Annotated in this window: 26 protein-coding genes and 2 pseudogenes; 25 read left to right on the top strand and 3 right to left on the bottom strand. The window is 65.4% G+C overall.

What is annotated here, in order from left to right; translation table 11 throughout:
- Nucleotides 1-42 precede the first annotated feature (42 nt).
- From G4G31_RS17945 to G4G31_RS29345, 9 genes and pseudogenes are all read left to right on the top strand, one after another.
- Entirely contained in the window at nucleotides 43-276 is a 234-nt protein-coding gene (locus G4G31_RS17945) for an FAD-dependent oxidoreductase (RefSeq protein WP_229425076.1), read from the top strand.
- Nucleotides 237-1,001, top strand: a complete 765-nt coding sequence (locus G4G31_RS17940; RefSeq protein WP_182988793.1) for a hypothetical protein — start codon at nucleotides 237-239, stop codon at nucleotides 999-1,001. The genes G4G31_RS17945 and G4G31_RS17940 overlap by 40 nt, the downstream gene beginning before the upstream one ends.
- A gap of 33 nt (nucleotides 1,002-1,034) precedes the next feature.
- The gene (locus tag G4G31_RS17935) at nucleotides 1,035-1,475 is read left to right on the top strand and encodes an FAD-dependent oxidoreductase (protein ID WP_182988792.1); all 441 of its coding nucleotides are present in this window, start codon (nucleotides 1,035-1,037) and stop codon (nucleotides 1,473-1,475) included.
- A gap of 104 nt (nucleotides 1,476-1,579) precedes the next feature.
- Nucleotides 1,580-1,993 carry a hypothetical protein gene (locus G4G31_RS17930; protein ID WP_182988791.1) on the top strand — a complete coding sequence of 138 codons (414 nt, stop codon included), beginning with the start codon at nucleotides 1,580-1,582 and terminating at the stop codon, nucleotides 1,991-1,993.
- 98 nt (nucleotides 1,994-2,091) lie between these two features.
- The gene (locus tag G4G31_RS17925) at nucleotides 2,092-2,610 is read left to right on the top strand and encodes a hypothetical protein (protein ID WP_182988790.1); all 519 of its coding nucleotides are present in this window, start codon (nucleotides 2,092-2,094) and stop codon (nucleotides 2,608-2,610) included.
- Nucleotides 2,607-3,293: a hypothetical protein gene (locus tag G4G31_RS17920; protein WP_182988789.1), complete on the top strand. Its 687-nt coding sequence runs from the start codon at nucleotides 2,607-2,609 to the stop codon at nucleotides 3,291-3,293. The genes G4G31_RS17925 and G4G31_RS17920 overlap by 4 nt, the downstream gene beginning before the upstream one ends.
- 93 nt (nucleotides 3,294-3,386) lie before the next feature.
- Nucleotides 3,387-3,995, top strand: coding sequence for a PH domain-containing protein (locus G4G31_RS17915; RefSeq protein ID WP_182988788.1), 609 nt, complete (start codon nucleotides 3,387-3,389; stop codon nucleotides 3,993-3,995).
- Nucleotides 3,996-4,893: 898 nt separating this feature from the next.
- Nucleotides 4,894-4,941, top strand: a pseudogene (locus tag G4G31_RS29350) (hypothetical protein); the annotation flags it as partial.
- A gap of 22 nt (nucleotides 4,942-4,963) precedes the next feature.
- Entirely contained in the window at nucleotides 4,964-5,425 is a 462-nt protein-coding gene (locus G4G31_RS29345; protein ID WP_374011324.1) for a hypothetical protein, read from the top strand.
- Between the two features lie 431 nt (nucleotides 5,426-5,856).
- Here the strand turns inward: G4G31_RS29345 and G4G31_RS17905 are convergent, their stop codons facing one another.
- The 3 genes from G4G31_RS17905 to map are packed head-to-tail and all read right to left on the bottom strand — an operon-like array spanning nucleotide 5,857 to nucleotide 10,073.
- The gene (locus G4G31_RS17905) at nucleotides 5,857-6,603 is read right to left on the bottom strand and encodes a pseudouridine synthase (protein ID WP_182988786.1); all 747 of its coding nucleotides are present in this window, start codon (nucleotides 6,601-6,603) and stop codon (nucleotides 5,857-5,859) included.
- Nucleotides 6,604-6,654: 51 nt separating this feature from the next.
- Nucleotides 6,655-9,243, bottom strand: coding sequence for a [protein-PII] uridylyltransferase (locus tag G4G31_RS17900; RefSeq protein WP_182988785.1), 2,589 nt, complete (start codon nucleotides 9,241-9,243; stop codon nucleotides 6,655-6,657).
- A gap of 5 nt (nucleotides 9,244-9,248) precedes the next feature.
- On the bottom strand, nucleotides 9,249-10,073 hold the full coding sequence (gene map, locus G4G31_RS17895) for a type I methionyl aminopeptidase (protein ID WP_182988784.1): 825 nt from the start codon (nucleotides 10,071-10,073) through the stop codon (nucleotides 9,249-9,251).
- A 495-nt stretch (nucleotides 10,074-10,568) separates the two neighbouring features.
- Here map and rpsB point away from each other — a divergent pair, with 495 nt between their 5' ends.
- The 16 genes and pseudogenes from rpsB to G4G31_RS17815 all read left to right on the top strand — a co-directional run bounded on the left by rpsB (nucleotide 10,569) and on the right by G4G31_RS17815 (nucleotide 26,666).
- Nucleotides 10,569-11,318 (top strand): 30S ribosomal protein S2, encoded by a 750-nt coding sequence (gene rpsB, locus G4G31_RS17890; RefSeq protein WP_182988783.1) that lies wholly within the window; start codon nucleotides 10,569-10,571, stop codon nucleotides 11,316-11,318.
- A gap of 209 nt (nucleotides 11,319-11,527) precedes the next feature.
- Nucleotides 11,528-12,439, top strand: a complete 912-nt coding sequence (gene tsf / locus G4G31_RS17885; RefSeq protein WP_182988782.1) for a translation elongation factor Ts — start codon at nucleotides 11,528-11,530, stop codon at nucleotides 12,437-12,439.
- A 371-nt stretch (nucleotides 12,440-12,810) separates the two neighbouring features.
- Nucleotides 12,811-13,527 (top strand): UMP kinase, encoded by a 717-nt coding sequence (gene pyrH / locus G4G31_RS17880; protein WP_182988781.1) that lies wholly within the window; start codon nucleotides 12,811-12,813, stop codon nucleotides 13,525-13,527.
- Between the two features lie 31 nt (nucleotides 13,528-13,558).
- On the top strand, nucleotides 13,559-14,119 hold the full coding sequence (gene frr / locus G4G31_RS17875; protein WP_182988780.1) for a ribosome recycling factor: 561 nt from the start codon (nucleotides 13,559-13,561) through the stop codon (nucleotides 14,117-14,119).
- A gap of 95 nt (nucleotides 14,120-14,214) precedes the next feature.
- Nucleotides 14,215-14,967 (top strand): polyprenyl diphosphate synthase, encoded by a 753-nt coding sequence (gene uppS / locus G4G31_RS17870; protein WP_182988779.1) that lies wholly within the window; start codon nucleotides 14,215-14,217, stop codon nucleotides 14,965-14,967.
- A gap of 50 nt (nucleotides 14,968-15,017) precedes the next feature.
- On the top strand, nucleotides 15,018-15,851 hold the full coding sequence (locus G4G31_RS17865; protein WP_182988778.1) for a phosphatidate cytidylyltransferase: 834 nt from the start codon (nucleotides 15,018-15,020) through the stop codon (nucleotides 15,849-15,851).
- A gap of 9 nt (nucleotides 15,852-15,860) precedes the next feature.
- Complete coding sequence (ispC, locus tag G4G31_RS17860) at nucleotides 15,861-17,036, top strand: 1-deoxy-D-xylulose-5-phosphate reductoisomerase (RefSeq protein ID WP_182988777.1); 1,176 nt, start codon at nucleotides 15,861-15,863, stop codon at nucleotides 17,034-17,036.
- Nucleotides 17,037-17,049: 13 nt separating this feature from the next.
- A complete protein-coding gene (rseP, locus tag G4G31_RS17855; protein ID WP_182988776.1) occupies nucleotides 17,050-18,387 on the top strand; it encodes an RIP metalloprotease RseP in 1,338 nt (445 codons plus the stop codon).
- Nucleotides 18,388-18,575: 188 nt separating this feature from the next.
- Entirely contained in the window at nucleotides 18,576-20,930 is a 2,355-nt protein-coding gene (gene bamA, locus G4G31_RS17850) for an outer membrane protein assembly factor BamA (RefSeq protein ID WP_182988775.1), read from the top strand.
- Nucleotides 20,931-20,964: 34 nt separating this feature from the next.
- Nucleotides 20,965-21,492: an OmpH family outer membrane protein gene (locus tag G4G31_RS17845; RefSeq protein ID WP_182988774.1), complete on the top strand. Its 528-nt coding sequence runs from the start codon at nucleotides 20,965-20,967 to the stop codon at nucleotides 21,490-21,492.
- A 70-nt stretch (nucleotides 21,493-21,562) separates the two neighbouring features.
- Entirely contained in the window at nucleotides 21,563-22,606 is a 1,044-nt protein-coding gene (lpxD, locus tag G4G31_RS17840) for a UDP-3-O-(3-hydroxymyristoyl)glucosamine N-acyltransferase (protein ID WP_182988773.1), read from the top strand.
- Nucleotides 22,603-23,100 carry a 3-hydroxyacyl-ACP dehydratase FabZ gene (gene fabZ, locus G4G31_RS17835; protein ID WP_182988772.1) on the top strand — a complete coding sequence of 166 codons (498 nt, stop codon included), beginning with the start codon at nucleotides 22,603-22,605 and terminating at the stop codon, nucleotides 23,098-23,100. The genes lpxD and fabZ overlap by 4 nt, the downstream gene beginning before the upstream one ends.
- Nucleotides 23,100-23,900 (top strand): acyl-ACP--UDP-N-acetylglucosamine O-acyltransferase, encoded by an 801-nt coding sequence (gene lpxA, locus G4G31_RS17830; protein ID WP_182988771.1) that lies wholly within the window; start codon nucleotides 23,100-23,102, stop codon nucleotides 23,898-23,900. The genes fabZ and lpxA overlap by 1 nt, the downstream gene beginning before the upstream one ends.
- Nucleotides 23,884-25,059, top strand: coding sequence for a lipid-A-disaccharide synthase (gene lpxB / locus G4G31_RS17825; RefSeq protein ID WP_374011253.1), 1,176 nt, complete (start codon nucleotides 23,884-23,886; stop codon nucleotides 25,057-25,059). Before lpxA ends, lpxB begins: the two co-directional genes overlap by 17 nt.
- 106 nt (nucleotides 25,060-25,165) lie before the next feature.
- The gene (gene rnhB, locus G4G31_RS17820; RefSeq protein ID WP_182988770.1) at nucleotides 25,166-25,885 is read left to right on the top strand and encodes a ribonuclease HII; all 720 of its coding nucleotides are present in this window, start codon (nucleotides 25,166-25,168) and stop codon (nucleotides 25,883-25,885) included.
- Nucleotides 25,882-26,666, top strand: a pseudogene (locus G4G31_RS17815) (TrmH family RNA methyltransferase). Before rnhB ends, G4G31_RS17815 begins: the two are co-directional and overlap by 4 nt.
- Nucleotides 26,667-26,729 lie beyond the last annotated feature (63 nt).

Here is a 26,729-nt window from a genome sequence, read left to right as displayed (position 1 = left end):
TCCCTGGAGACTGTGGGCTGGCAAACCGGGCAGGGACGATCGATGACGACAGCAGTGGTGGTGGGTGGCGGCCTGGCGGGTTCGTCCTGCGCGGTGGCGCTGGCCGGGCGCGGGGTCGAGGTGACGGTGCTGGAAGCAGGCGAGCGCCTGGGCGGCAGGGCATCGAGCTGGCGCGACGGGCATACTGGCGATACGGTCGACATCGGCCCGCACATCTTCCACCCGAATACCACAACATGCTCGGCTTCCTCCGGCAGCTGGGCAGCAGCCACCTGATCACCTGGCAGCCTGGCCACGTACTGACGCTGGCGACCAGCCCGGCACCGCTGGCCTTGCGCCATGCGCCGCTGCCCGCGCCCTTCACTTTGATGCCGAGCATGCTGCGCGCGCCCGGTTTGAAGGCTCCCGACTACCTGTCGATGCTCAAGACCGGCTGGCGCGGCATGCGCTTCGGCGAAGAGCAGGTGGCCGGGCTCGACCGCATCAGTGCCCTCGATTTCTTCCGCAGCCAGGGCGTGAGCGAGCGCATGATCGACTGGTGGTGGCGATTCGCCGCCATGGTGGTGACGAACGTGCCGCTCGAGCGCTGTTCGAGCGCTTCGCTGCTGCGCATCCATGCCCAGCTGAGCGGCTACGCCGGCCTGCACTTCGGCTTTGCCGCCGTCGGGCTGGGGGAACTGGCCTACCGGGCAGGCGCGCAGCTACATCGAGGCGCGTGGCGGGCGCGTGCTGCTGGACACGCCGGTACGCGCACTGTCGGGGAGGGGCGCGTCGACGGCGTGCTGCTGGCCGACGGCGCCCGCCTCCGCGCCGATGTCGTCGTCAGCGCCTTGCCGCCAATGGCGCTGGCGCCGCTCCTGACCGCGACCGGCAGCGCGCCGCGGCGCTGCCGGCACTCGACTGGTTCGAGCCCAGTCCCTACATCTGCTGCTATCTCTGGTTCGACCGCGACATCAAGGCCGAGCGTTTTACCTCGCACCTGTGGTCGCCCGAGCGCCTGAACTACGATTTCTACGAGCTGGGCCAGATCCGCCATGGCTGGGCGGGACGGCCGTCGGTCATCGCCAGTAACATCATCTACAGCCACCGCGCCGCGCATATGGACGACGACGCCATCGTTGCCGCCACCGTACGCGAACTGGCCGAGTTCGCACCGGACGCGGCGTCGGCGAAGTTGCTGCACGCGCGCGTGCACCGGGTGCCGATGGCGATTCCCCTGTCCCCTGGTCGGTTTCGAGGAGCGCCGACCGGCCCAGCGCACGCCCTTGCCTGGCCTGGTGCTGGCTGGCGACTGGACGCAGACGCGCATGCCCTGCACGATGGAAGGGGCGGTGAAGTCGGGTTTCCTCGCGGCTGAGGTCGTGCTGGCGGACCTGGGGCGTCCCGAAACATTGGCGATCGAAGCGCGCCTCTACGATGGGCTGGCAGGCGTCGTCCGCCGTGTGGCCGCGGGCCGGCCGCGAGGCTGCCCGTGAGCCAGGTCGCAGAGGAAGCGGCGCCGCATCGGCCCTCAAAAATATTGTCGGCAGCACAATAGTTGCGTGCTATATTCGCGCTGTTCAATTTTTCGCGAGTCCCCATGATCCGCCACTTCACCCGCGCCGGCATCGCCGCGCTGCTCGTCGCCTCCTTGCCATCGGTCCATGCCCAATCGGCTGCGACCATGAACGACTCGTATGCCCAGATGTGCAGGCAATCGGCCGACACCCCCAAGCCCTTCGGCGAATGGGACCTGAAGGACAATCCGAAACTCGGGGCATACTGCGACTGCTTCGCGCCCAAGTTCGCCGCGCGCGCGATGAAGGCCATGGCCTACAGGCAGGCCAATCCGGGCAAGGCGCCGCCGGGCACGCTGGAGCAGAGCAATGCCGAGGAGCTGGCGATGCGCAATACCTGCCGCAAGCAGGTCGGCCTGCCGGCCGCGGTCAAACCGGACCTCGCTGGTTCGGCCGGTGCGTCCGCAGGCATGCCGCCTGGCCCGAAGCGTAAATAAGCAGAGCGCCCAGGCCTCGGCGTTTTCGTGCGAGACCCGGTGCCGCAAGCGGCCGGGGTTCGCTGCGCTTGTTTACCTGAACGGGCTCGCACTTGTCCATGAAACCATCCACGCTATTGTTCGCGGCATCGCTGTCGCTGGTATCGGCGCACGGCTTTTGCCAGGCGCCTCTGGTGCCGCAGGCCAGGCTGGCCGAATGCACGGATTCGGCGCTGGAGTTCGCCAGGCGCACGCACGGCGTGACCCTGGATTTCTCGCCGCGCAGCCTCGGCTACGTCGACGGCATGATGAACGACTTCCATACGCGGAAATTTCCGCTTGAGAAGGTGGAAGCCCTGGTGCGCGTCATGGGGTGTTACGCGGGCGAAGTCTTCATCCGCAACCTGGACGGCAAGTGGACCTATCCCGCGCCGGGGGACGTCGAGAAGCTCGGGACCGGCCCCTTCGTCGCCCTGCCCAAGGGTGTCGTCATCAATCCCATCGTCAAGGTGCAGCGCATCTACGAGGATGGACTCGAACACAGCGTCGGGAAGTTCTATCCCGTCGTGGAAGCCGCGGTCGGACAGCCTGCCGCTGGCACGAAGGCATTGAAGGCATCGAAGGAGGGCGGTCCGTGACGCCCGCAAACCGCTGCGGGCTGCTGCTGGCTGGCTGCCTCGTCCTGGCGGGCTGCCTGTCGATACCGCGGGCCCAGGCCGCTGCCAACCTGAAATGGGACCTGACGTACAAGGAAGCCCTGCGCCGCCATCGGCTGCGCGACAACGAGATGCTGCGCTACCTGCTCACGCGTTATCCGAAGCGGGCCATCCAGGAAAGGCTGGCCAGCTACAGTGGCGAGCCGATCGAGGCATCCCTGCTGCTCGAGGCGCCGGAGAGCAAGCATCCGATGGCGACCTGGTATATCAGGACCCGCAGCGCGGCCCGCGTGTGCGTGGTGACGAACGACCGGGAGGATGACTGCCAGCCGCTCGACCCCGCACGCACCGAGGCGTTCATCCGGGAAGTGATGCATTTCGCGCCGCTCGATCCCGTTCCCGACGGCGAACATGCCGTCGGTGTGGACAAGGCGACGGGTACACCGATCCTGATGAACTACTACCAATTGCTGAGCGTGAGCATCGATGGACGCACGCTGCAGCGCCCGGTTGCCACGCTCGAGACAGGCATGACGGGAATGGTCGCCAGGGACAAGCGGCATCCGCACGCCGGGCGCATGCTCGACGCCTTGAACAGGCTGTTCCAGCTGGACGAGGCATCGAGGGCGCGCAAGCCCGAACCGGCAACAGAGCGCGGGCAATGAGATGCCCGGATTGGCTGTCGGCGGGCTACCCCGAGGGTTCTTTCCATGATGAAATAATGCTAAGGTAGCGACTTCTTTCACACGAGGAACAACATGTTCAAGAGACTGGCAGCGGAAGCACTGGGCATCAGCGATATCGGCGTCATTGTCGGGCCTGCCGACTTCAACAAGGTCGACGCCGACGATTACCTGTTCAGCGAAGACGGCGAGCAGATCTTCTTTCTCATCAAGAGCAAGAAGGACGAGTACTGCTTCACCAACCTGGCGCTGATCCACGTGGATGGCGATTCGGCCGTGTCCTCGAAGCGCTCGATCAAGCGCTACGACTATGCCTCGCACCAGATTACGAATGTCAGCATCGAGACCGCCGGTACGCTCGACATGGATATCGAACTGAAATTCAACCTCGACGCCACGCGCTTCTCGATCGACGTCAAGAAAACCTTCATCGAACAGCTGAAGGACATCTACAAGGCCCTGATCACGATCGGCAAGCAGCAGCACCGCGATGCCGTGTGCCGCGACAACGCGCTGCGCACGCTCGATGCCACCGCCTCGGTCCACAAGCTTAATATCGCGCCCGGTGCCGGCAGCCTCGTCAGCCAGTACGGCGAACTGCTGGCGGCCCTGAACACGGCCATGCTCGACACGCATACCAAGCGCGACTTCAGCGACGTGTTCACCAAGTACATCCACAACTGAACGGCAGGCCCGTCCCGAAGGGAAGCATGACAACGAACGCTTTGCGCTGGGGCCGGCATGCGCTGGCCGGAGCCTGCCTGCTGGCAGGCGCCCTCTGGGCCGGCTGCGTGCATGCCGGCGCCGACCTGAAATGGGACCTGTCCTACGAGGGCGCCCTGCGCGATCATCCGATCGCGCACAACGAGTTCATGCATTTCTGGCCCGGGCGTTTCCCGCAGCGGCCGATCCACGAGCGGCTGGCCAGTTACAGCGGCGAGCCGATCGAGGCTTCGCTGCTGATCGAACGACCGGACGGTCACGCGGGCGACCCGGTGGCGCACTGGTATGTCAAGACCGCATCCAGGGCTGGGGTCTGCACGCTGTACAAGCAGGAAAAGCGCCCGTGCAAGGGTCTGGATCCGACACGCCTGGATGCGTTCATCCGCGAGGTCATGGCCTTCAAGCCGGTGCGGTTTACGCCCTCCGACAAGAAGGTCATCGGTAACGAGGGCGGCAGGCCGATCCTGCTGAACTACTTCGGTTTCCTGAGCGTGTACGTGGACGGCCGCACGCTGCAGCGGCCCCTCCTGGCCCTTGAATCGAACGACACCGAACGCACCGCCGAGGAGCTGCGTCACCCCGATGCTGACCGCCTGAGCAATGCGTTGGCCAGGCTGCTCTTGAGGCCGGACCAGATTGCCCAGCGCCAGGCCGAGGCGATCGTGGAGCGCCGTGGCGCCGAATTCGCCGAGGCGGTGCGCACGGGCGATCTCGGCAAGCTGCGCACGATGCTTGCGCGCGACCCGCGTATCGTCGAGCCGGGCTACGCGGCCTTTGCGCCGGTCGACAGCGCGGTGCGCGCCAAGCGGCGCGACGTGGTGGCCCCCTGCTGCTCGAGCACGGTGCGCGCATCGATGCAATGGGCGGCACCGCGCTCACGACGGCGGCCGAGATGGGGGACGCCGGCATGGTCGACTTCCTGCTCGCGCATGGCGCCAGCGCCGATCCGCCCTCGACCGGGCCGGACGCTACCGGAAGCAGAGGCAGGACGGCACTGGGCATCGCCGCCGGTCGGCGGCGACCGCGACATGGTGCGTACACTGCTGCGCCACGGTGCCGACGTCAACGCCGCGCGCGACCGGTTGCCGCTGACGCATGCGGCGTTGGCGCTGGACCTGGCGATGATGGACCTGCTGCTCGAAGCCGGCGCAAAGCCGGACGAGGGGAGCGGGTCAAGCGAGGGCATGAGCGTCCTGATGCAGCTGATGCAGGCGCACGGGTTCGTCGACGGCGTGCGCGGGCCAGTTAAAGCGCCGCGGTGCGCGAGCGCGAAGCCCGCCTGGAGAAGGTGGTGCGCAAGCTGGTTGCGGCTGGCGCCCAGGTCAATCGCGTCGCGCCCGACTGCCGCACCGCCTATGGGGTGGCGCAGGAGTGGGGGCTGGACACCATGATGGCGCTCCTGCGCGAACTGGGCGCCGACCCGCAGTTGCAGGCATCTTGCCGCGCCGGGCGAAGGTAAGGCGGCAAGAGCAGCGGGGTCGCAAGAGCAGCGTACGGTGGGGTCACAGAGTACGGTGGGGTCACAGTACGGTGGGGTCAGGTCTGACATTCACAAGTACGGTGGGGTCAGGTCTGACATTCAGACACGAGCTCTGCCTTTGCTATCGAAAATCCTCTGCATGCGCGTTCAGCGTGGGTCTGGCGGAATCACTGCCGGCCAACGGTCGAGCTCGTGTCCGAATGTCAGACCTGACCCCAGCCTTACGGTCGAGCTCGTGTCCGAATGTCAGACCTGACCCCAGCCTTGCGGCGTGACCCCAGCCTTGCGGCGGTCGAGCTCGTGTCCGAATGTCAGACCTGACCCCAGCCTTGCGGCGGCGCGTCAGAACGTCTCGTCCGGCGACAGGTAGCGCCATTGCCCCACCGGCAAATCGCCCAGCTTGACGCGGCCGATGCGCACGCGTTTCAGGCCCACTACCTTCAGGCCCACCATGTCGCACATGCGGCGGATCTGGCGCTTCTTGCCTTCGCGCAGGGTAAAGCTGAGCTGGTCTTCGTTCTGCCAGCGCACCTTCGCCGGCAGCAGCGGTTTGCCGTCCATCCACAGGCCGTGGTTCAGCTTTTTCAGGTCCGACTCGGGCAGCTTGCCCGGTTTCGTGTATTCCACGCGCACCAGGTATTCCTTGTCGATCGCGGTGTTTTCGCCGATCAGCTGCTTGGCGATGCGCCCGTCCTGGGTCAGTACCAGCAAACCCACGGAATCGATGTCGAGGCGCCCGGCCGGCACCAGCGAGCGCAATTGGGTCGGGTGGAACTGTTCCGGCGCCGGGTCCTCCGCCCAGCGGTTCTCCGGCTTGATCAGGGCGACCGCCGGTGTGTAGCCGTCCTCGGCCTGGCCCGACACATAGCCCATCGGCTTGTTGATCAGGATGGTGACGCGCTTGGACTGCTCGGCCGCGGCCTGGCGTTCGACGGTGATGCGCTGGCTGGGCAGCACCTTGCTGCCCAGTTCCGAGACCACCTTGCCGTCGACCCGCACCCAGCCGCGCGCGATCCATTCATCGGCTTCGCGGCGCGAGCACAGGTCCAGTTCGGACATTCGTTTGGAGAGGCGGAGCGGTTCGGTCATGGATCTTATGAAGTGAGATGAAGTGTTTCAGTTGACGGGCAGGGCGCGCAATCAGACTGCCAGCGCGTCAAGCAGCTCGGTCTCGAGCTGCACCAGCACGCGCGGATTGGTGAGATTGGCGCCGTCGACGAGGAACACGTCCTCGACGCGTTCGCCCAGCGTCATGATTTTCGCCGTGTGCAGGCTGATGCGGTAGCGCGTCAGCACGCTGGCGATCGCGTACAGCAGGCCGGTGCGGTCGTTGGCCGCGATCGACAGCAGGTACTGGCCGCGTTCGTCCGGGCGCACGTCGACGCTGGGCGCGACCGGGAAGTGGCGCGACAGGCGCGACAGGCGCGGGCGCGTCGGTGGCGGCAGCGGCGCCTGCCTTACCAGCAGCTCGCACAGTTCGTGCTCGATCAGGCTGATGATGTCGCGGTAGTGGCTGGCGAAACCCTCGGCGGTGACGAGGAAGCTGTCGAGCGCATAGCCATTCTTCGTCGTGTGGATCTTGGCGTCGAGGATGCTGAAATTCTTGCGGTCGAAGTAACTGCAGATACGCGCGAACAGGTCGGGTTGGTCCTTGATGTAGACCGCCACCTGCAGGCCTTCGCCGATCGGCGCCAGCCGCGCCTTGACCACCGGACGGGGGTGGTTCACCTTGTCGTGCAGGAAGCGCGTCTGCCAGGCGATGTCGGAAGCGTCGTGGCGCAGGAAATAGACCACGTCAAGCTGGTCCCACAGCGCCTCGTGGGCATCGCTCGGTAAACCGAACAGGCGCAGCGTGGCCAGCGCTTCCTGCTGGCGCGCGCGCAGTTCGCGGTCGGCCGAATGCGGCTCGCCCCCGAGCACGCGCAGGGTAATGCGGTACAGGTCTTCGAGCAGCTTGGCCTTCCAGGCATTCCACACCTTGGGGCTGGTGCCGCGGATGTCGGCCACCGTCAGCAGGTACAGCGCGGTCAGGTGGCGCTCGTCCTTCACCACGGCCGCAAACGAGGCGATCACGTCGGGGTCGGACAGGTCCTGCTTCTGCGCCACCTGCGACATGGTCAGGTGCTGTTCGACCAGGAACACGACCAGCTCCGTGTCTTCCTCGCGCATGCCATGTTCCTGGCAAAAGGCGAGGGCGTCCTCGCGGCCCAGTTCCGAATGGTCACCACCGCGGCCCTTGGCGATGTCGTGGAAGAGGGCGGCGACATACAGCAGCCAGCGGTCGCGGAAGTTGGCGATCAGGCCGCTGCAGAAGGGATATTCGTGGGCGTGCTCGCTCATCGTGAAGCGGCGCAGGTTCCGCACCACCATCATGATGTGCTGGTCGACGGTATACACGTGGAACAGGTCGTGCTGCATCTGGCCGACGATGCGGCGGAAGTTCGGCAGGTAGCGTCCCAGCACACCGAAGTCGTTCATGCGCCGCAGCGCGTGCACCAGGCCCACCGGCGCCTTCAGGATGCGCAGGAAGTTCGCCTTGTTGGCCGGGTCGGCGCGGTAGGCATCGTCGATCAGCTCGCGCGCATGCCAGAGCGCGCGCGTGGTGCGCGCGGTCATGCCCTTGATGTCCGGGCGCTCGGTCATGGCAACAAAAATCCCGAGGATGGCTTCCGGGTCGGTCTCGAAGGTGTCGTCGCGCGCGATGTCGATGAAGCCGTTGACGTCGTTGAAGCAGGCGCCGGCAGGACCGGCGAGCGGCAGCGGTACGGCCGGCTGCGGGAACAGCTGGGCCTCGATATTCTGCAGCAGGATGGTGTTGAGCTGGGTGACGGTCTTCGCCGCCCAGTAGTAGCGCTGCATCAGGTATTCAGAGGCCCGCCGCGCCCCCGGGCCTGGTGCGTCGTCGGTCAGGCCGAAAGACTCGGCGATCGCCGTCTGCACGTCGAACAGCAGGCGGTCTTCGCGCCGGTTCGTCTGCAGGTGCAGGCGCACGCGGATATCCTTGAAGGCGCGCTCCTTTTCCATCAACTGGCGCGCTTCCTCGTGGGTGATCAGGCCGCGCGTGGCGAACTGGCTCCAGGAAGCGGCCAGGCCCGCCGCCTTGGCCACCCACAGGATCACCTGCAGGTCGCGCAGCGCTCCCGGGCTCTCCTTGCAGTTCGGCTCCAGCGCAAAGGCGGTGTATTCGTACTTGGCATGGCGCAGGCGCATTTCCGCGGTCTTGGCCTGGAAGAAGGCCTGCGGATCGAGCGCTTCCCGGTAGCGTCCTTCCAGCTGGGCGAAGAGCGCCGCGCTGCCTGCGACCAGGCGCGCTTCCAGCAAACTCGTTTGCACGGTGATGTCCGCCTGCGACTCGACCAGGCATTCGTCGACGGTGCGGATGCTGTGGCCGATTTCCAGGCCCAGGTCCCACAGCAGCTGCACCAGGCTTTCCAGCCGGGCCTGGGTGATGGCGTCGGCCGGCTCGCCCAGCAGGATCAGCAGGTCGACATCGGAATGCGGGAACAGTTCGCCGCGGCCGTAGCCGCCCACGCCGACCAGGGCGCTGTTGCCTGGCAGGCGGGCAGCGTCCCAGGCTTCGCCAAGGATGTCGTCGACGCACTGGCGCAGGCCGCGCAGCAGCTTCTCCGGCTTGCCCTCATCCTTGAACGCGGCAAACAAGGCATGGCGCTCGGCCTTGAGCCTGGCCTTGAGAGCGGGACGGATCCCGTCGAGCGCCATCGGAGACATGCTGCCTACGCCGGGACGGCGGCTTTTGGCAGGACGATGGCCGGCGGCGGCGGGGTGCCGGCCGACTGGGTCAGCACCTCGTAGCCGGTCTCGGTGACGAGGATCATGTGCTCCCACTGGGCCGACAGGCTGCGGTCGCGCGTCTTGATGGTCCAGCCGTCCGGCATTTCCTTGATTTCGCGGCGGCCGGCGTTGATCATCGGCTCGATCGTGAAGATCATGCCCGCTTCCAGCTTTTCCAGCGTGCCGGGCTTGCCGTAGTGGAGCACCTGCGGCTCTTCATGGAAGACGCGGCCGATGCCGTGGCCGCAGAATTCGCGCACCACGCTGTAGCCGTTCTTTTCGGCGTGCTGCTGGATCACGTGGCCAATGTCGCCCAGGTGCGCGCCCGGTTTCACTTTCGAGATGCCCAGCCACATGCACTCGTAGGCCACTTCCGACAGGCGCCGCGCCAGCAGGGAGGGTTGGCCAACCAGGAACATGCGGCTGTTGTCGCCGTGGAAGCCATCCTTCGTGATGACGGTGACGTCGATGTTCAGGGCGTCGCCGCTTTTCAGGACCTTGTCGCCGGGGATGCCGTGGCAGATCACGTCGTTGACCGAGGTGCACACCGCCTTCGGGAAGGGCGGGTAACCCGGCGGCGCGTAGTTCAGCGGCGCCGGCACGGTGCCCTGGACCTTGACCATGTATTCGTGGCACAGGCGGTCGAGTTCGCCCGTGGTCACGCCCGGCTTGACGAAAGGCGTGATGTAGTCGAGCACTTCGGCGCCGAGGCGGCCGGCCAGGCGCATGCCTTCGATTTCGTCGGGGGTCTTGATGGAGATGGTCATGGATGAGGATTCGACTAACGGTAAGTATTCGTAACAGCCGAGCAACAGTCGCGCCCGGTGCAATATTCTTTTCATTATAAGGGATGTGCAGTGGCTTGCCGAGGCGAGGGTGGGTTTGCGAATGTTCTGCGGGTTAACGGCGTGGGCTCAAGAGCCCACCCTGCAAAATCGAATTGCTTCGCCGTTCGTAAGGTGGGCTCAAGAGCCCACCCTACAAAATCGAATTGCTTCGCCGTTCGTAGGGTGGGCTCTCGAGCCCACGCGGTACGTCGTATGCAGCGCTTCAGCCAGGCACGCGAAGCGCCCGGACGCCCGAATGCAGCACGCAAAGCTTGAAAATCCACCCGAATCCCGCTAGAATCTCGGGTTGCTTGGACTGAGGTCCGGCAATGTTGTCAAAAGTAGTCCATTTATTTATTCAAATCGCGAATGCGGCCGACAAGGGTGCCCATAGGGTGACTGGCCGTTATTCAAGACTTAACCCTGGAGAATTACATGTCCGTTACTATGCGCGAAATGCTGGAAGCCGGTATTCACTTCGGCCACCAGACCCGTTTCTGGAACCCGAAGATGGCACCGTTCATCTTTGGTCATCGCAACAAGATCCACATCATCAACCTGGAAAAAACCATGGCGATGTACCAGGATGCGATGAAGACCATCAAGCAGATTTCGTCGAACCGCGGCACCATCCTGATGGTCGGCACCAAGCGCCAGGCACGCGACATCATCGCTGCTGAAGCACAGCGCGCCGGCGTTCCTTACGTCGACCAGCGTTGGCTGGGCGGCATGCTGACCAACTTCAAGACCATCAAGACCTCGATCAAGCGCCTGAAAGACATGGAAGCGCAAGTGGAAGACGGTTCGGTCGAGAAGCTGTCGAAAAAAGAAGCGCTGATGTTCTCGCGCGAAATGATCAAGCTGCAGAAATCGATCGGCGGCATCAAGGACCTGGGCGGCGTGCCTGACGCAATCTTCGTCGTCGACGTCGGCTACCACAAGGGCGCCATCACCGAAGCCGGCAAGCTGGGCATCCCGGTCATCGGCGTGGTCGATACCAACCACTCGCCAGAAGGCGTCACCCACGTGATCCCTGGCAACGACGACTCGTCGAAGGCCATCACCCTGTACGCACGCGGCGTTGCCGATGCGATCCTGGAAGGCCGTGCCAACGCCACCAACGAAGTCGTTGAGATGGTCAAGGCCGGCGGCGACGACTTCGTCGAAGTCTCCGAGCAGGCTTAAGTCTTAATAGAGTAAGGGCGGGCCCCGCGGGCCTGCCGCATGCGGCTTGCCCGCGTGACCCAGGAAGGGGTGCCGAGCCATTGCTGAGCACCCCTTTTTTTAAGCACCGAATTAGCAAGAAAATATCGTGCGGACGCCCTGGCGGCGTTTGCAATATCGTGCAGGTGGCTGTCAAGCACGTGCACACTGATCACATTTAGGAGAGAAACATGGCAGCGATTACTGCAGCGATGGTGGGCGAACTGCGCGCGAAGACCGATGCGCCGATGATGGAATGCAAGAAGGCACTGACCGAAGCCGAAGGCGACATGGGCCGTGCCGAAGAAATCCTGCGGGTCAAGCTGGGCGGCAAGGCTTCGAAGGCATCGGCACGCATCACCGCCGAAGGCGTGGTCTCGAGCTACATCGCCGGCAACATCGGCGCGCTGGTCGAAATCAACAGCGAAACCGACTTCGTCGCCAAGAACGACGACTTCCTGGCCATGGCCAGCCTGGCGGCCAAGCTCGTCGCCGAGAACAACCCGGCCGACGTCGCTGCCCTGGCAGCCCTGCCGGTCGAAGGCGGCAAGACCTTCGACGAAGTGCGTACTGCACTGATCGGCAAAATCGGTGAAAATATGACCGTGCGCCGCTTCCAGCGCTTCGAAACCACCGGCAAGCTCGCTTCCTACCTGCACGGCACCCGTATCGGCGTCATGGTCGACTACGAAGGCGCGGACGAGCAGGTTGGCAAGGACGTCGCGATGCACATCGCCGCAATGAAGCCGGTCGCCCTGTCGTCGGACCAGGTGCCAGCTGAAATGATCGAGAAAGAGCGTTCGGTCGCCCAGCTGAAGGCCCAGGAAGATGCGGACAAAGCCGCTGCCGAAGGCAAGCCGGCCCAGTCGCCGGAAATCCTGGCCAAGCGCCTCGAAGGTTCGGTCCAGAAGTACCTGAAGGAAGTGTCGCTGCTGAACCAGGCATTCGTGAAGAACGACAAGCAGTCGATCGAGCAAATGCTGAAAGCCACCAACACCACGGTGAAGGCATTCACGATGTACGTCGTGGGCGAGGGCATCGAGAAGAAGGTGGACGACTTCGCAGCAGAAGTCGCGGCACAGATGGCTGCCAACAAGCAGTAATGTGAAAGCGGGCCGCAAGGCCCGTTTTTTTAACCTGGGTGTTTATTGTCAGGCAATGTTGCTTGTCAAAAGCAGCCAGGATTCGTAGGGTGGGCACTCCGTGCCCACGCGGATTCAATCTGTGATGCGTGTTGGCGTAATCGGTCATCCGTCCGCGTCGATTGCCGCCGGACGGGAGGTTGATACGGCGCGCCGCGCATCGGTACGACCGCGTGGGCACGGAGTGCCCACCTACGAAGGCGACACGCCGCGGGCTCGCCCGGCCCGTGCGCGCCAGTTTCACCGCCATCTGTACATTGGCAGATGAGGCCCCGGGCGTCGACCCGCGGCCGGACCCGAATTCGAAACAACACATAGGAGAGCGCTTCATCATGACCAAACCAGCCTACAAACGAGTCCTCCTGAAACTGTCTGGCGAAGCGCTGATGGGCGACGATCAGTTCGGCATCAATCGTGCCACCATCGACCGCATGGTCGCCGACGTCGCGGAAGTGGCCAAGGCGGGTGTCGAGGTGGCGGTCGTGATTGGCGGCGGCAACATCTTCCGCGGCGTCGCGCCTGGCGCCCAGGGCATGGACCGCGCTACCGCCGACTACATGGGCATGCTGGCCACCGTCATGAATGCGCTGGCCCTGGCCGACGCCATGCGCCACGTCGGCATCACCGCGCGCGTGATGTCGGCCATCGGCATCGAGCAGGTGGTCGAGCCCTACGTGCGCCCGAAAGCCCTGCAATACCTGGAAGAGGGCAAGGTCGTCGTCTTCGCCGCCGGTACCGGCAATCCCTTCTTCACGACCGACACCGCCGCCGCCCTGCGCGGCTCGGAAATCTCGGCCGAGATCGTCCTGAAGGCAACCAAGGTCGATGGCGTATATACTGCCGATCCGAAGAAGGACCCGGATGCCACCCGCTACGAATCGATCTCGTTCGACGAGGCGATCTCGAAGCAGCTGCAGGTGATGGACGCGACCGCCTTTGCGCTGTGCCGCGACCAGAAACTGCCGATCAAGGTGTTCTCCATCGTCAAACCCGGCGCGCTCATGCGCGTGATCATGGGCGAGGACGAGGGTACACTGGTACACGTTTAACAATACGAACACTGAAAAACAGGAGAGCAGCATGTCCTTAGCTGACGTCAAGAAGAATGCGCAAGAGCGCATGACCAAGTCGATCGAAACCCTGCGCGCCGATCTGGCCAAGGTGCGCACGGGCCGTGCCCACACCGGCATCCTCGACCACATCATGGTCGATTACTACGGTGCGCCGACCCCACTGTCGGGCGTGGCCAACCTGACCCTGATCGACGCCCGCACCATCGGCGTCCAGCCCTACGAAAAGAAGATGCTGAGCACCATCGAAAAGGCGATCCGCGATTCCGACCTGGGCCTGAACCCGTCGACTTTCGGCGAACTGGTCCGTGTGCCGACCCCGGCCCTGACCGAAGAGCGCCGCAAGGAAATGGTCAAGCTGGTCAAGTCGGAAGCCGAAGACGCGAAAATCGCCGTGCGCAACATCCGCCGCGATGCCAACGAGCAGCTCAAGAAGATGGTGAAGGACAAGACCGCTTCGGAAGACGACGAGCGCCGCTCCTCGGACGAGATCCAGAAGCTGACCGACAAGTTCGTCGCCGACATCGACAAGATGGTCGCGGAGAAGGAAAAGGAAGTCCTGACCGTCTAAGCAGCAGGGAAGGCCGTGCGGGCGCGGCCTTCCTGCCGCCCCCGCGCGGTGTTGTATCATCCCCCTCCCAAGTAGCGACGCAAGGCAATGGATTTATGATCTTCAAGAGTTCGACCACTGTAGTACCCGACGTCCCGGCCGTCCCGCGCCATATCGCCGTCATCATGGACGGCAACGGCCGCTGGGCGACCAAGCGCCTGCTCCCGCGCGTGGCCGGCCACGTCAAGGGCGTCGAAGCGGTGCGCGGCGTGGTCGAAGCCTGCGTCCTGCGCGGGGTCGAATACCTGACCCTGTTCGCGTTTTCCTCGGAAAACTGGCGCCGTCCGGAAGAGGAAGTCTCGCTTCTGATGCGCCTGTTCGTCACCGCGCTCGAGCGCGAAGTCTCAAAAATGCACGCCAATAACATCCGCCTGAAGGTGGTCGGCGACCTGTCGCGCTTCGACGCCAAGCTGCGCGAGATGATCGCCGCCGCCGAGCGCCGCACGGCCGGCAACACGCGCCTGACCGTCACCGTCTGCGCCAACTACGGCGGGCGCTGGGACATCATGCAGGCCACCAGCAAGATGGTGGCGGCCAATCCCGGCCTGCTCGAGTTCACCGAAGAGATGCTCGCGCCCCACCTGGCGATGGCCTACGCGCCCGAGCCCGACCTCTTCATCCGCACCGGCGGCGAAGAGCGCATCTCGAACTTCCTGCTGTGGCAGCTCGCGTATTCCGAGCTCTACTTCACCGACACCTACTGGCCGGATTTCTCGGCCGAGTCGCTCGATACGGCGATCGCGTCCTATCAAAGCAGGGAGCGCCGTTTCGGCCGCACCGGCGAACAAGTGGCCAAACAATCCAACTAAGCCAACTAAGCCAACTAAGCCAACCGAGTCAACCAAGCCGACCAAACCTGATGCTGAAAACCCGGATCCTCACCGCGCTCGTGCTGCTGGCAGTGCTGTTGCCAGTCCTGTATTCCAACAACTTCGAGGCCTTCGCGGTGGTGGTGACCGTCTTCTTCGGCGCCGCGATCTGGGAAACCTTCCGCCTGTTTAACCCGACATCGAAGAACGCCGCCATCGTGGCCGCGTTCTGGACGGCCGCTTTCGCCTGGGCTTTCTTCTTCAGCGGCCGCGGCGCGGGCCAGAGCTTCTGGTTCGTCATCAGCGTGCTGCTCTGGTTGCTGCGCTTCGTGCCGACCTTGAAGATGGGTTTGCCGCCGCTCGCGAGCACCAGCAATACCCTGCTCAGCGTCACCTACGCGCTGTCGCTGGTGGGCTGCTTCGCGGCCATCGTCGTGCTCTACACGCATTCGCCGCTCTACCTGCTGTCGGTACTGGCCATCGTCTGGGCCGCCGACATCTTCGCCTACTTCTCCGGCAAGGCCTTCGGCAAGCGCAAGCTGGCGCCGTCGATTTCGCCGGGCAAGTCCTGGGAAGGCGCGATCGGCGGCGGCATCGCCACCCTCATCATCGCCACGCTCGTCATCGTCTTCGCCGGCGAACCGCTGGCCAACACCTTCCCGGTACACCTGCAGGCCAGCCTGGGCTGGGCCGCGACCTGGGCCGTGCTGGTCCTGGTCGTCGCCGCCAGCATCGTCGGCGACCTGTTCGAATCCCAGCTCAAGCGCCGCGCCGGCATGAAGGACAGCAGCAAGCTGCTGCCCGGCCACGGCGGCGTGCTCGACCGGATCGACGCACTGGTTCCGGTATTGCCACTGGCAGCATTGGTCGGCGCCTGGCTCTAAGGAATTCTCATGCAACGCATCACCATCCTGGGCGCCACCGGCTCGATCGGCGTCTCGACCCTCGACGTGCTCGCACGTCATCCCGATCAATACCAGGTATATGCACTGTCCGCGCACAGCCGCGTCGACGAACTGGCGGCCCAGTGCCGCCAGTTTCGCCCGCAGCGCGCCGTCGTCGGCAGCGCTGAAGCCGCGCTTGAACTGACGCGCCTGCTGGCCGGCCTGCCGGTCGATGTCTCCTACGGCGAAGCGGCCCTGTGCGAGATCGCCGCCAGCGATGACACCGATACCGTGATGGCCGCCATCGTCGGCGCCGCGGGCCTGGCGCCCACGCTGGCCGCGGCCCGTGCCGGCAAGAAGGTCCTGCTGGCGAACAAGGAAGCGCTGGTCATGTCCGGCCAGCTCTTCATGGACGCCGTGCGCGAGCAGGCGACCCTGCTGCCGATCGACAGCGAGCACAACGCCATCTTCCAGTCGCTCCCGGCCGGCTACGCGCGCGAGCCGGGCGCGGCGGGCGTGGCGAAGATCCTGCTCACCGCGTCCGGCGGCCCGTTCCTGAACCGCGCGGTCGAGACCCTGGAAGCGGTGACGCCCGAGGAAGCCTGCAAGCACCCGAACTGGTCGATGGGGCGCAAGATCTCGGTCGACTCGGCCACCATGATGAACAAGGGCCTGGAAGTGATCGAGGCCCACTGGCTGTTCGGCGCGGCGCCCGAGCGCATCGAAGTCGTGATCCATCCCCAAAGCGTGATCCACTCGATGGTGTCCTACGTGGACGGCTCGGTGCTGGCCCAGCTGGGCAACCCCGACATGCGCACCCCGATCGCGCACGCGCTGGCCTACCCGGACCGTATCGCTTCCGGCGTCGCCCAGCTCGACCTGACGCAGATGGCGGCGCTGCAGTTCTACCAGCCCGACTATGCGCGCTTTCCCTGCCTGGCCCTCGCTTTCGACGCGCTGCGCGCCGGCGGCACCGCGCCGGCCCTGCTCAACGCCGCCAACGAGATTGCGGTCGAAGCCTTTCTCGAGCGCCGCATCGGCTTTCGCGACATCGACCGCGTGCTGCGCCGCGTGATGGACGAGAATGCCCACGGCGCCGCCGGCGACATCGAGGCCGTGATGGCCCAGGATGCGCGGGCACGGCAAGCCGCGCGCGACATCGTTGCCGCCATCGCCCGCGCGTGAAGGAAGGCAGACCATGGAACTGATCAAGACCGTCGCGGCCTTCCTGCTGGCCCCGGGCCCGCTCATCGTCTTCCACGAGCTCGGCCACTACTGGGTCGCGCGCGCCTGCGGCGTCAAGGTGCTGCGCTTTTCCCTCGGCATGGGCAAGGTCGTCTGGTCGCGCCGCTTCGGCCCGGACCAGACCGAGTGGGCGGTGTCGGCGCTGCCGCTGGGCGGCTATGTGCAAATGCTCGACAGCCGCGATCCGAGCAGCGCGCCGAAGGACGAGCGCGACGCCGCGCGCGACTTCATGCGCCAGAATGTGTGGAAGCGCATCGCCATCGTCGCTGCCGGCCCGGTCGCCAACTTCCTGCTCGCCATCGTCCTGTTCGCCGCGCTGTTCATGCACGGCAGCGAGGAGCCGGGCACGCGCCTGCGCGCCACCACTCCGGGCACGCCGGCCTTTGTCGCCGGCCTGCGCGGGGGCGACGCGATCACCGCCGTCAACGGCGAGCCGGTCGCGACCTGGTCCGACCTGCGCTGGCAGATGACCCACCTGGCGCTGGACAAGGGCGCGGCGAAGCTGAGCGTACGCGGCGCCAACGGCGGCCAGTACGCGGCGACGATACCCGCGGGCGAGATCGCGAAGACCAATCCCGACAGCGATGTGATGGCCGCGCTCGGCCTGGACTTCTGGGTCGGCATGCCGATCGTCGACCGCGCGATCGAGGGCGGTGCCGGTGCCCGCGCCGGCCTGCAGCCGGGCGACGTGGTGCTCGGCGCCGACGGCAAGTCCTTTGCCCACGCGGTCGACTTCGTGGACGCGGTGCGCGCCGCGCCGAACCGCAGCATGCAGCTGCAGGTGCGCCGTGGGGGCACCGTGTTGACGCTGCCGCTCACGCCGGCGCTTGACGCGAAAGGGCAGGGCGTCGCCGCCGTGCAGCTGGCACCGGCCCTCGAGCGCGTCACGGTGCAGTCCGGTCCGGTCGAAGCGTTCGCGAAGGGCGCTGCGCGCACCTGGGAAATGACGGCGCTGACCTTCAAGATGATCGGCAAGATCGCCACCGGCCAGGCTTCGCTGAAGAACGTCACCGGTCCGATCGCGATCGCCGACTATGCCGGACAGACAGCGCGCATGGGCCTCGCCACGTTTTTGGGGTTTATCGCGGTGGTCAGCGTGAGCCTGGGTGTAATGAATCTGTTACCAATTCCAGTGCTGGACGGTGGCCATTTGCTGTATTATTCGCTGGAAGTTTTGACCGGGCGTCCCCTGTCCGAGCGCATCCAGGGATTCGCTCAGCGAGCAGGGGTGGCCCTGCTGTTCATGCTGATGGCGCTCGCCATCTTCAATGACCTGTCGCAGCGGCTGTAGACCCCATGGTGGATGCGGCGCCATGGCGCCGCATCCACCGGTGAACAAGAGGAACCTCGAGAAACCGTAGCGAGCTGCCAGGGTAGTGGCCGGACGCGCAGCATCGCAGGCCGGCAATGCAAGCCGCAGCAGGGTATTCGAGGATTCCAAGAATATGTACGTTGTCCAATGACTCATCGATTTAGCCAATGAAATCACAACCAGATCGTTTTGCCCTGCCGTTCATTCGCCGCAGCCTGATCGGTGCGGCCGTGCTGGCCCTGTGCGCCGGCCCGGCGCTCGCCGTCAATCCGTTTGTCGTCAAGGACATCCGGATCGAAGGCATCCAGCGTACCGAAGCCGGCACCGTGTTCAGCTACCTGCCGGTGCGCGTGGGCGAGACCTTCGACGACGACAAGAGCATTGTCGCCATCAAGGCGCTGTACGCCACCGGCTTCTTCAAGGACATCCGCCTCGAGGAAGAGAACGGCGTGCTGGTCGTGCTGGTCGAGGAGCGTCCGGCGATCGCCGCGGTCGACTTCACCGGCACCAAGGAATTCGAGAAGGACATGCTAGTCAAGGCCCTGCGCGACATCGGCGTGGGCGAAACCAAGATCTACGACAAGGCGGCCGTCGACCGCGCCGAACAGGAACTCAAGCGCCAGTACCTGTCGCATGGCCTGTACGGCGTGAAGATCACGACCACCATCACGCCGATCGAGCGTAACCGCGTGAACGTCATGTTCAACGTCGACGAAGGCGACGTCGCGCGCATCGCGCAGATCAGCATCGTCGGCAACAAGGTCTTCTCGGACAAGGAACTGCGCGAGCAGCTGCAGCTCGACACCTCGGGCTGGTTCACCTGGTACACCAAGGCCGACCAGTATTCGAAGACCAAGCTGACCGGCGACCTCGAAGCGATCCAGTCCTTCTACCTCGACCGCGGCTACCTGGAAGCGAAGGTCGAATCGACCCAGGTGTCGATCTCGCCGGACAAGAAGGACATCTACCTCACCATCAACATCACCGAAGGCGAGAAGTACACCGTCTCGAGCGTGAAGCTCGAAGGCGAGACCTTCGGACGCGAGGAAGAGCTGCGCCAGCTGATCCTGCTCCAGCCGGGCAAGACCTATTCCGGCGCGCTGCAGGAAGCGAGCAACAAGCGCATCGCCGACCGCCTCGGCTCCTTCGGCTACGCCTTCGCCAACGTCAACGCCAACCCGGAACTCAACCGCGAGAAGCGCGAAGTGGCCTTCACCTTCTTCGTCGATCCGGGCAAGCGCGCCTACGTGCGCCACATGAACATCGCCGGCAACACCGTCACCCGCGACGAAGTGATCCGCCGCGAGTTCCGCCAGTTCGAAGGCGCCTGGTACGACGCCAACAAGGTCAAGCTCTCGCGCGACCGCGTCGACCGCCTGAGCTACTTCAAGGAAGTGAAGGTCGATACGCCCGAGTCCCCGGGCACCAACGACCAGGTCGACGTCAACCTGACGGTCGAGGAACGCCCGACCGGCAACTTCATGGTCGGCGGCTCGTTCTCGCAGGCCGAGAAATTCACCTTCACGGCATCGGTCCAGCAGGCCAACTTCGCCGGCAGCGGCCAGACCGTCGGCATCGACCTGAATACCTCGAAGTACAGCCGCACGATCGCGTTCTCGAACACGAACCCGTACTTCACCGACGACGGCATCTCGCGCGCCTTCCAGGTCTACCTGCGCACCACCAGCCCGCCACTGGAGAACATCGGTTCCTATACCGTGCGCCAGACCGGGGGCAACCTGACCTTCGGCGTGCCGTTCTCGGAAACCGACACGGTCTACTTCGGCGTGGGCCTCGAACGCACCTCGCTGACCACCGACACCAGCAGCCCGACCCTTTACCGTGAATTCGTGGCACAAAACGGCGGCAACAACACGGTGGGCGACCCCTTCTACGGCGTCGGCACCGGCAAGAGCATCTCGATCCCGCTGACCGTGGCCTGGGGCCGCGACAGCCGCGACAGCGCGCTGACCCCGAGCATCGGCCGCTACCAGCGTGCCAACGTCGAGGTCGACGCCATCGGCGACGCGAAGTACTACCGACTGGTGTACGAACACCAGTGGTATCGTCCGCTCACCAGCTGGATGACGCTGGCCCTGCGCGGCGAGTTCGACTACGGCAAGGGCATCGGCGGCAACGCCTATCCGGTGTTCAAGAACTTCTACGCCGGCGGCATCGGCTCGGTGCGCGGCTTCGAAAGCTCGACCCTGGGCGTGGTCGACCCGCGCTACGGCGACGCAATCGGCGGGTCCAAGCGCGTCATCGGCAACGTCGAGCTGCAGTTCCCCTTCCCGGGCAGCAGCAAGGACCGCAGCCTGCGCTGGTTCACCTTCGCCGACGGCGGCCAGGTGTACCAGGAGAAGTCGAAGATCATGCTCGGCGAGCTGCGCTACTCGGCCGGTATCGGCCTGTCCTGGATTTCGCCTGTCGGTCCGCTGCGCTTGAGTTATGCTAAGCCCCTGAACGCGAAGCCGGGCGACAGGCTCGAACGCTTCCAGTTCCAGATGGGCACGGGCTTCTGACGGGCCGGCTTACCCTCTTTCATCGCGGAGACATATGTTGAAAACCCTGATTGCCACGCTGCCACGCACCCTGGTGCTGGCGGCCGTGATTTCCGCTCCGCTGGCCTCGCTGCCGGCCGCGGCGCAGACGGGACCGAGCCGCATCGGTTTCGTCTACACCGAACGCCTGATGACCGAGTCGAAGATGGCCAAGGCGGCCGACGCCAAGATCCAGGCCGAGTTCTCCAAGCGCCAGAAGACGACCGAAGAGATGGTGGCCAAGTTCAAGCAGATGAGCGAGAAGTTCGACGCCGACGCGCCGCGCCTGTCGGACATCGAACGCACCCGCCGCGCGCGCGAACTGTTCGACATGGAAAAGGACGTGCAGCGCATGCAGCGCGAGTTCCAGGAAGACCTGTTCCAGCGCAAGAGCGAGGAACGCGCCGCCATCGCCCAGAAGGCCTACAAGATGATCGAGCAGATCGCCGAGCAGGAAAAACTCGACGCCGTGCTGCAGGAAGCGGCGTGGTCGAGCCCGCGCATCGACATTACCGACAAGATCCTGAAACTGCTGGACAAGTAAGATTTTGGAACAACGCGAAAAGAATCAAGAAGCAGTCGCACAAGCGCCCGGCCATCCAGGGGGCACGCAGGTGCGCCTGCGGGACCTGGTCGAGCGCTTCGGCGGCCAGCTGGTCGGCGACCCCGACCTCGTCGTCAGCGCGATCGCCCCGCTCGACAGCGCCGGTCCCGGCCAGATCAGCTTCCTCTCCAACAGCAAGCTGCGCGCGCTGGCCGGCCAGAGCGCGGCCGCCGCGCTGATCCTGTCGCCGCTGGACGATCCGTCGGTCGCCGCCACCTACAGCGGCAGCCGCATCGTCACCACCAACCCGTATGCCTATTTTGCGCGCGCGGCCCAGTACTTCCTCTCGCTCGAAGAAACGGCGCCCGCCGCCGGCGTGCACCCGAGCGCAGTCGTCGACCCGAGCGCGCAGGTGGACCCCTCGGCCCACATCGGCCCCTTCGTCACCATCGAGGCGGGCGCGGTCGTGAAAGCCGGCGCCGTCATCGAGCATGGCTGCTTCATCGGCAAGGACGCCATGGTCGGCGAAGGCACGCACTTCTTTGCCAACGTCACCTTCCACCGCAAGTGCGTCATCGGCGCGCGCGGCATCGTCCACTCGGGCGCGGTGATCGGCGGCGACGGCTTCGGCTTCGCAGTGGAAGCGGGCGTCTACATCAAGATCCCGCAGACCGGGCGCGTCGTCATCGGCGACGACGTCGACATCGGCTCGAATACCTCCATCGACCGCGGCGCACTGGCCGACACGGTCATCGAAAACGGCGTCAAGCTCGACAACCAGATCCAGATCGGCCACAACTGCCACATCGGCGCACACACGGCCATGGCCGGCTGCGTCGGCGTGGCCGGCAGCGCGAAGATCGGCAGCCGCTGCACCTTCGGTGGCGCGGCGATGGTGCTGGGGCACCTGGAAATCGCCGACAATGTCCATATCTCCTCGGGCAGCATGGTCTCGCGCTCGGTGCTCGAGCCGGGGCAGTACACCGGTTTCTACCCGCTCGCCAAGAACGCCGAGTGGGAAAAGTCGGCGGCCATCGTGCGTAACCTGAACACCATGCGCGACAAGATCCGCGCGCTGGAAAAAACCATCCGAACGATCACAGAAGAAAAATGACCACATCTGAAAAGCGCACCCTCGGCATCACCGAAATCAAGGAATACCTGCCGCACCGCTACCCGCTGCTGCTGGTGGACCGCGTGCTCGACGTCGAGGTCGGCAAGCGCATCACCGCCATCAAGAACGTCACCGTCAACGAAGAATTCTTCAATGGCCACTTCCCGCACCAGCCGGTCATGCCGGGCGTCCTGATGATCGAGGCGATGGCCCAGACGGCCGCCATCCTGTCGTTCATGACGATGGATGTGAAGCCCGACGAAAACTCGGTGGTGTATTTCGTCGGCATCGACAATGCGCGCTTCAAGCGTCCGGTCGGGCCTGGCGACCAGCTGGTGATGGATGTCGAGATCCTGCGCGTATCGCGCGGCATCTGGAAATACAAGGCGGTCGCCAGCGTCGACGGCAAGGTCGCCGTCGAGGGCGAGCTGATGTGCACGATCCGGGCAAACGAGAATTCGGCGGCAGCGCCGGCAGCGGCAGCGGGGCAGTAATGAGCAACGCAGTACCGAAGATTCACCAGAGCGCGATCGTCGACCCGAAGGCCGAGCTGGACAGCTCGGTCGAGGTCGGCCCGTACTCGATCATCGGTCCGAACGTGCGCATCGGCGCCGGGACCGTCGTCGGTCCGCACGTCGTCATCGAAGGCCACACGACGATCGGCGAGAATAACAAGTTCTTCCAGTTCTGCTCCATCGGCGCCGCGCCCCAGGACAAGAAGTGGAAGGGCGAACCGACGCGCCTGGAAATCGGCAGCGACAACACGATTCGCGAATTCGTCACCATGAACCTGGGCACGGCCCAGGACGAAGGCGTGACGCGCCTGGGCGACGACAACTGGATCTCGGCCTACGTCCACCTGGCCCACGACTGCCAGGTCGGCAGCCACACGATCTTCTCGAACAACGCGCAGCTGGCCGGCCACGTGCACGTCGGCGACCACGCCATCCTGTCCGGCTATGCCGGCGTGCACCAGTTCTGCAAGATCGGCGCCCATGCCTTCATCGGCATGTACACCAGCCTGACCCAGGACGTGCCGCCTTTCGTGCTCGTCTCCGGCAACCCGGCCGGCGCGCGCGGCGTGAACATCGAGGGCCTGAAGCGCCGCGGTTTCTCGCGCAGCCAGATCGACGGCATCCGCAGCGCCTATAAACTGATCTACCGTTCCAACCTGACCCTGGAAGAAGCCAAGGCCGCGCTCGGGCAGGAAGAACTGGCCTTGCCGGATGCCGCCGGCGGTATCCGTGCCATGCGCGACTTTCTCGGCATCGCCAGCCGTGGCATCGTCCGCTGACATGGGACCAAAGGAAGTCTCGCTGGCGCTGGTGGCCGGCGAGGTCTCCGGCGACATGCTCGCCGCCCGCCTGATGGCGGGGCTGCGTCCCCAGCTCCCCGGCGTACGCTTCCATGGCATCGGCGGGCCGCGCATGATCGAGCAGGGGATGGTATCGGATGTCCCGCTCGACACGCTCACGGTACGCAACCTGCTGGAAATCATTCCCCGCTACCGCGAACTGAAAGGCATCCAGAACCGGCTGCGCGACCGCCTGCTGGCGGAACGCCCGGCGGCCTTCATCGGTGCCGACTACCCGGGCTTCAACCTCGGCCTGGAAGAACAGCTGCGCGCCAAGGGCATCCCGACCGTACACTTCGTCGGCCCGCAGATCTGGGCCTGGCGGGGAGGGCGCATCAAGAAGATCCAGCGCGCCGTGTCGCACATGCTGGTGATCTTCCCCTTCGAGGAAAAAATCTACCAGGACGCCGGCGTGCCGGTGACCTATATCGGCCACCCGCTGGCCGAGACGATTCCGCTCGCACCCGATACGGTCGCCGCGCGCGCCGCCTTGGGGCTGGCACCTGACGCACGTGTCGTGACGATCATGCCCGGCAGCCGGATGAGCGAACTGAAGCACCTGACGGTGCCCTTCATCGGTGCCGCGCGCCTGCTCGCCCAGCGCGATCCGGCTTTGCGCTTCGTCGTGCCGATGGCGGGAGAGAAGCAGCGTGCGCTGTTCACCGAACTGCTCGCGCAGGAGGGCTTGGGCGACGTGCCATTGACGCTGGTCGACCAGGACTCGCACCGGGCGATCGCGGCAGCCGATACCGTGCTGGCCGCCTCGGGCACGGCCACGCTGGAGGTGGCGCTGTTCAAGAAGCCGATGGTAGTCGCCTACAAGGTCAAGCGCCTGGAGTGGGAAATCATGCGCCACATGGGCTACCAGCCCTGGATCGGCCTGCCGAATATCCTGGCACGCGAATTCCTCGTGCCCGAATTGCTTCAGCATGCCGTGACCCCCGCCGCGCTGGCCGATGCCGTCTGGGCGCAACTGAACGATACGGCGCTGCGCGACCGCCTGGCGGCGCGTTTCCTCGACATGCACCATAGCCTCTTGCGCAACAGTGCGCAGGAGAGCGCCGAGGCCGTGCTGCGCGTGATCGGCGCGCGCACTTAGCGCGGTTCCGCGGCGGCGCTCCCATGGCCCTTACGGCCGGCGCCCGTCCGTGGCATACTGCGCCCTTGCAGCACCCGCATCGACCCATTCATTCCCGCACCGCCCCATGAGCAAGAAGCGCGTCAATTTCTATCCCGGCCTGCCGCCGCGGCTGCGGCCGTTCACCGACCTCGACATCGTCTGCGGTGTCGACGAGGCCGGCCGTGGTCCGCTGGCCGGGCCCGTGTTCGCCGCCGCCGTCATCCTCGACCCGAAGCGGCCGATCGAGGGCCTGCGCGATTCCAAGAAGCTGACGGAAGCGCGCCGCGACGAGCTGGCACCGCAAATCCGGGAGCACGCCCTGGCCTGGGCGATCTGCCAGGCCAGCTGCGAAGAGATCGACACGCTCAACATCCTGCACGCGACCATGCTGGCGATGCGCCGCGCGGTCGAGGCCTTGCAACTAGTGCCGACGATTGCCCTGATCGACGGCAACCGCTGCCCGCCGATGGACGTCAAGGCCCATGCCGTGATCGAAGGCGACGACAAGTGCCACGCCATCTCGGCGGCCTCGATCCTGGCCAAGACGGCCCGCGACGCCGAACTGGTGCGCCTGCACGCCGCCTATCCGCAGTACTGCTTCGACCAGCACAAGGGCTACTCCACCGCCCTGCACCTGGAGCGCCTGCGCCTGCACGGCCCGTCGCCGGTGCACCGCCGCTCCTTCGCGCCGGTGCGCAGCCTGCTGCAGGTGGACCTGTTCGCGCCGGCGCCTGGCGATGCCTTCGGCGAGCCGGCGCCCGCCGCGGCGCTGCTGGAAGCGCCGACTCAAGCGCAGACTGCATGAAGACCCTCACCTCGCGCGACAATCCCTTCTACAAGGAACTCAAGGCCCTCGCCGCCAGCTCGCAGGCGCGCCGCAAGGCCGGGCGCACCCTGCTCGACGGCGTGCACCTGTGCCGAGCCTGGCTCGACCTGCGCGGCGCGCCACCGCACTGCGTGGTGTCGGAGGGCGCCCTGGCGAACCCGGAAGTGGCCGCCATCGCCGCCAGGTGCGAAGCCCTGCGCGCGCACGTCACGGTCCTGCCCGACGCCCTGTTCGGGGCGCTGAGCCAGGTTGAGCACGGCATCAACCTGCTGTTCCCGGTCGAGACCCCGCATCCGGCGGCGCCCGCGCAGATGGCCGTATCGGCGGTGCTGCTCGACGGCGTGCAGGATCCAGGCAATGTGGGCTCCATCCTGCGAAGCGCCGGCGCGGCCGGGATCACCCAGTGTTCTGCAGCCCGGGCAGCGCCTTCTGCTGGTCACCGAAGGTGCTGCGCGCGGCCATGGGCGCGCATTTCGTGCTCGAGATCTTCGAGAACGTCGACCTGGCCGCGCTGATCGAGGCCTCGGACATCGCGGTGCTCGCGATGAGCGGCTACGCCACGCAGAAGCTGTACGAGGTCGACCTGCGCCAGCCGGTGGCCTGGCTGCTCGGCCATGAAGGGCAGGGCGTCGCCGACGACCTGATGGCCATGGCCTCGCACCAGGTCGTGATTCCGCACGCCGGCCAGGTCGAATCCCTGAATGTCGCCGCCGCCGCCGCGGTCTGCTTTTTCGAACAGTTACGCCAGCAACAGCAATAGGCAGTCTGTCGCTGTCCGGGTAACCCGGGCTGGCGCAGCCCTGGCATCATGCCGGTACCGAGC

The sequence above is a fragment of the Massilia sp. Se16.2.3 genome (assembly GCF_014171595.1).
GTDB lineage: Bacteria > Pseudomonadota > Gammaproteobacteria > Burkholderiales > Burkholderiaceae_D > Telluria.
The sequence above is the reverse complement of the archived record's forward strand: the minus strand, read 5'-3'. Positions and strand labels throughout refer to the sequence as shown.

Bases quoted from the DNA above. Each gene is read 5' to 3' on its own strand.
- rpsB (WP_182988783.1), top strand. From the start codon at position 10,569: ATGTCCGTTACTATGCGCGAAATGCTGGAAGCCGGTATTCACTTCGGC.
- G4G31_RS17845 (WP_182988774.1), top strand. From the start codon at position 20,965: ATGTTGAAAACCCTGATTGCCACGCTGCCACGCACCCTGGTGCTGGCG.
- ispC (WP_182988777.1), top strand. From the start codon at position 15,861: ATGCAACGCATCACCATCCTGGGCGCCACCGGCTCGATCGGCGTCTCG.
- G4G31_RS17940 (WP_182988793.1), top strand. From the start codon at position 237: ATGCTCGGCTTCCTCCGGCAGCTGGGCAGCAGCCACCTGATCACCTGG.
- G4G31_RS17945 (WP_229425076.1), top strand. From the start codon at position 43: ATGACGACAGCAGTGGTGGTGGGTGGCGGCCTGGCGGGTTCGTCCTGC.
- bamA (WP_182988775.1), top strand. From the start codon at position 18,576: ATGAAATCACAACCAGATCGTTTTGCCCTGCCGTTCATTCGCCGCAGC.
- fabZ (WP_182988772.1), top strand. From the start codon at position 22,603: ATGACCACATCTGAAAAGCGCACCCTCGGCATCACCGAAATCAAGGAA.
- rseP (WP_182988776.1), top strand. From the start codon at position 17,050: ATGGAACTGATCAAGACCGTCGCGGCCTTCCTGCTGGCCCCGGGCCCG.
- G4G31_RS17905 (WP_182988786.1), bottom strand. From the start codon at position 6,603: ATGACCGAACCGCTCCGCCTCTCCAAACGAATGTCCGAACTGGACCTG.
- G4G31_RS17930 (WP_182988791.1), top strand. From the start codon at position 1,580: ATGATCCGCCACTTCACCCGCGCCGGCATCGCCGCGCTGCTCGTCGCC.
- lpxA (WP_182988771.1), top strand. From the start codon at position 23,100: ATGAGCAACGCAGTACCGAAGATTCACCAGAGCGCGATCGTCGACCCG.
- G4G31_RS17935 (WP_182988792.1), top strand. From the start codon at position 1,035: ATGGCTGGGCGGGACGGCCGTCGGTCATCGCCAGTAACATCATCTACA.
- tsf (WP_182988782.1), top strand. From the start codon at position 11,528: ATGGCAGCGATTACTGCAGCGATGGTGGGCGAACTGCGCGCGAAGACC.
- map (WP_182988784.1), bottom strand. From the start codon at position 10,073: ATGACCATCTCCATCAAGACCCCCGACGAAATCGAAGGCATGCGCCTG.
- pyrH (WP_182988781.1), top strand. From the start codon at position 12,811: ATGACCAAACCAGCCTACAAACGAGTCCTCCTGAAACTGTCTGGCGAA.
- G4G31_RS17925 (WP_182988790.1), top strand. From the start codon at position 2,092: ATGAAACCATCCACGCTATTGTTCGCGGCATCGCTGTCGCTGGTATCG.
- G4G31_RS29345 (WP_374011324.1), top strand. From the start codon at position 4,964: ATGGCGCCAGCGCCGATCCGCCCTCGACCGGGCCGGACGCTACCGGAA.
- G4G31_RS17915 (WP_182988788.1), top strand. From the start codon at position 3,387: ATGTTCAAGAGACTGGCAGCGGAAGCACTGGGCATCAGCGATATCGGC.
- frr (WP_182988780.1), top strand. From the start codon at position 13,559: ATGTCCTTAGCTGACGTCAAGAAGAATGCGCAAGAGCGCATGACCAAG.
- rnhB (WP_182988770.1), top strand. From the start codon at position 25,166: ATGAGCAAGAAGCGCGTCAATTTCTATCCCGGCCTGCCGCCGCGGCTG.
- G4G31_RS17900 (WP_182988785.1), bottom strand. From the start codon at position 9,243: ATGTCTCCGATGGCGCTCGACGGGATCCGTCCCGCTCTCAAGGCCAGG.
- uppS (WP_182988779.1), top strand. From the start codon at position 14,215: ATGATCTTCAAGAGTTCGACCACTGTAGTACCCGACGTCCCGGCCGTC.
- G4G31_RS17865 (WP_182988778.1), top strand. From the start codon at position 15,018: ATGCTGAAAACCCGGATCCTCACCGCGCTCGTGCTGCTGGCAGTGCTG.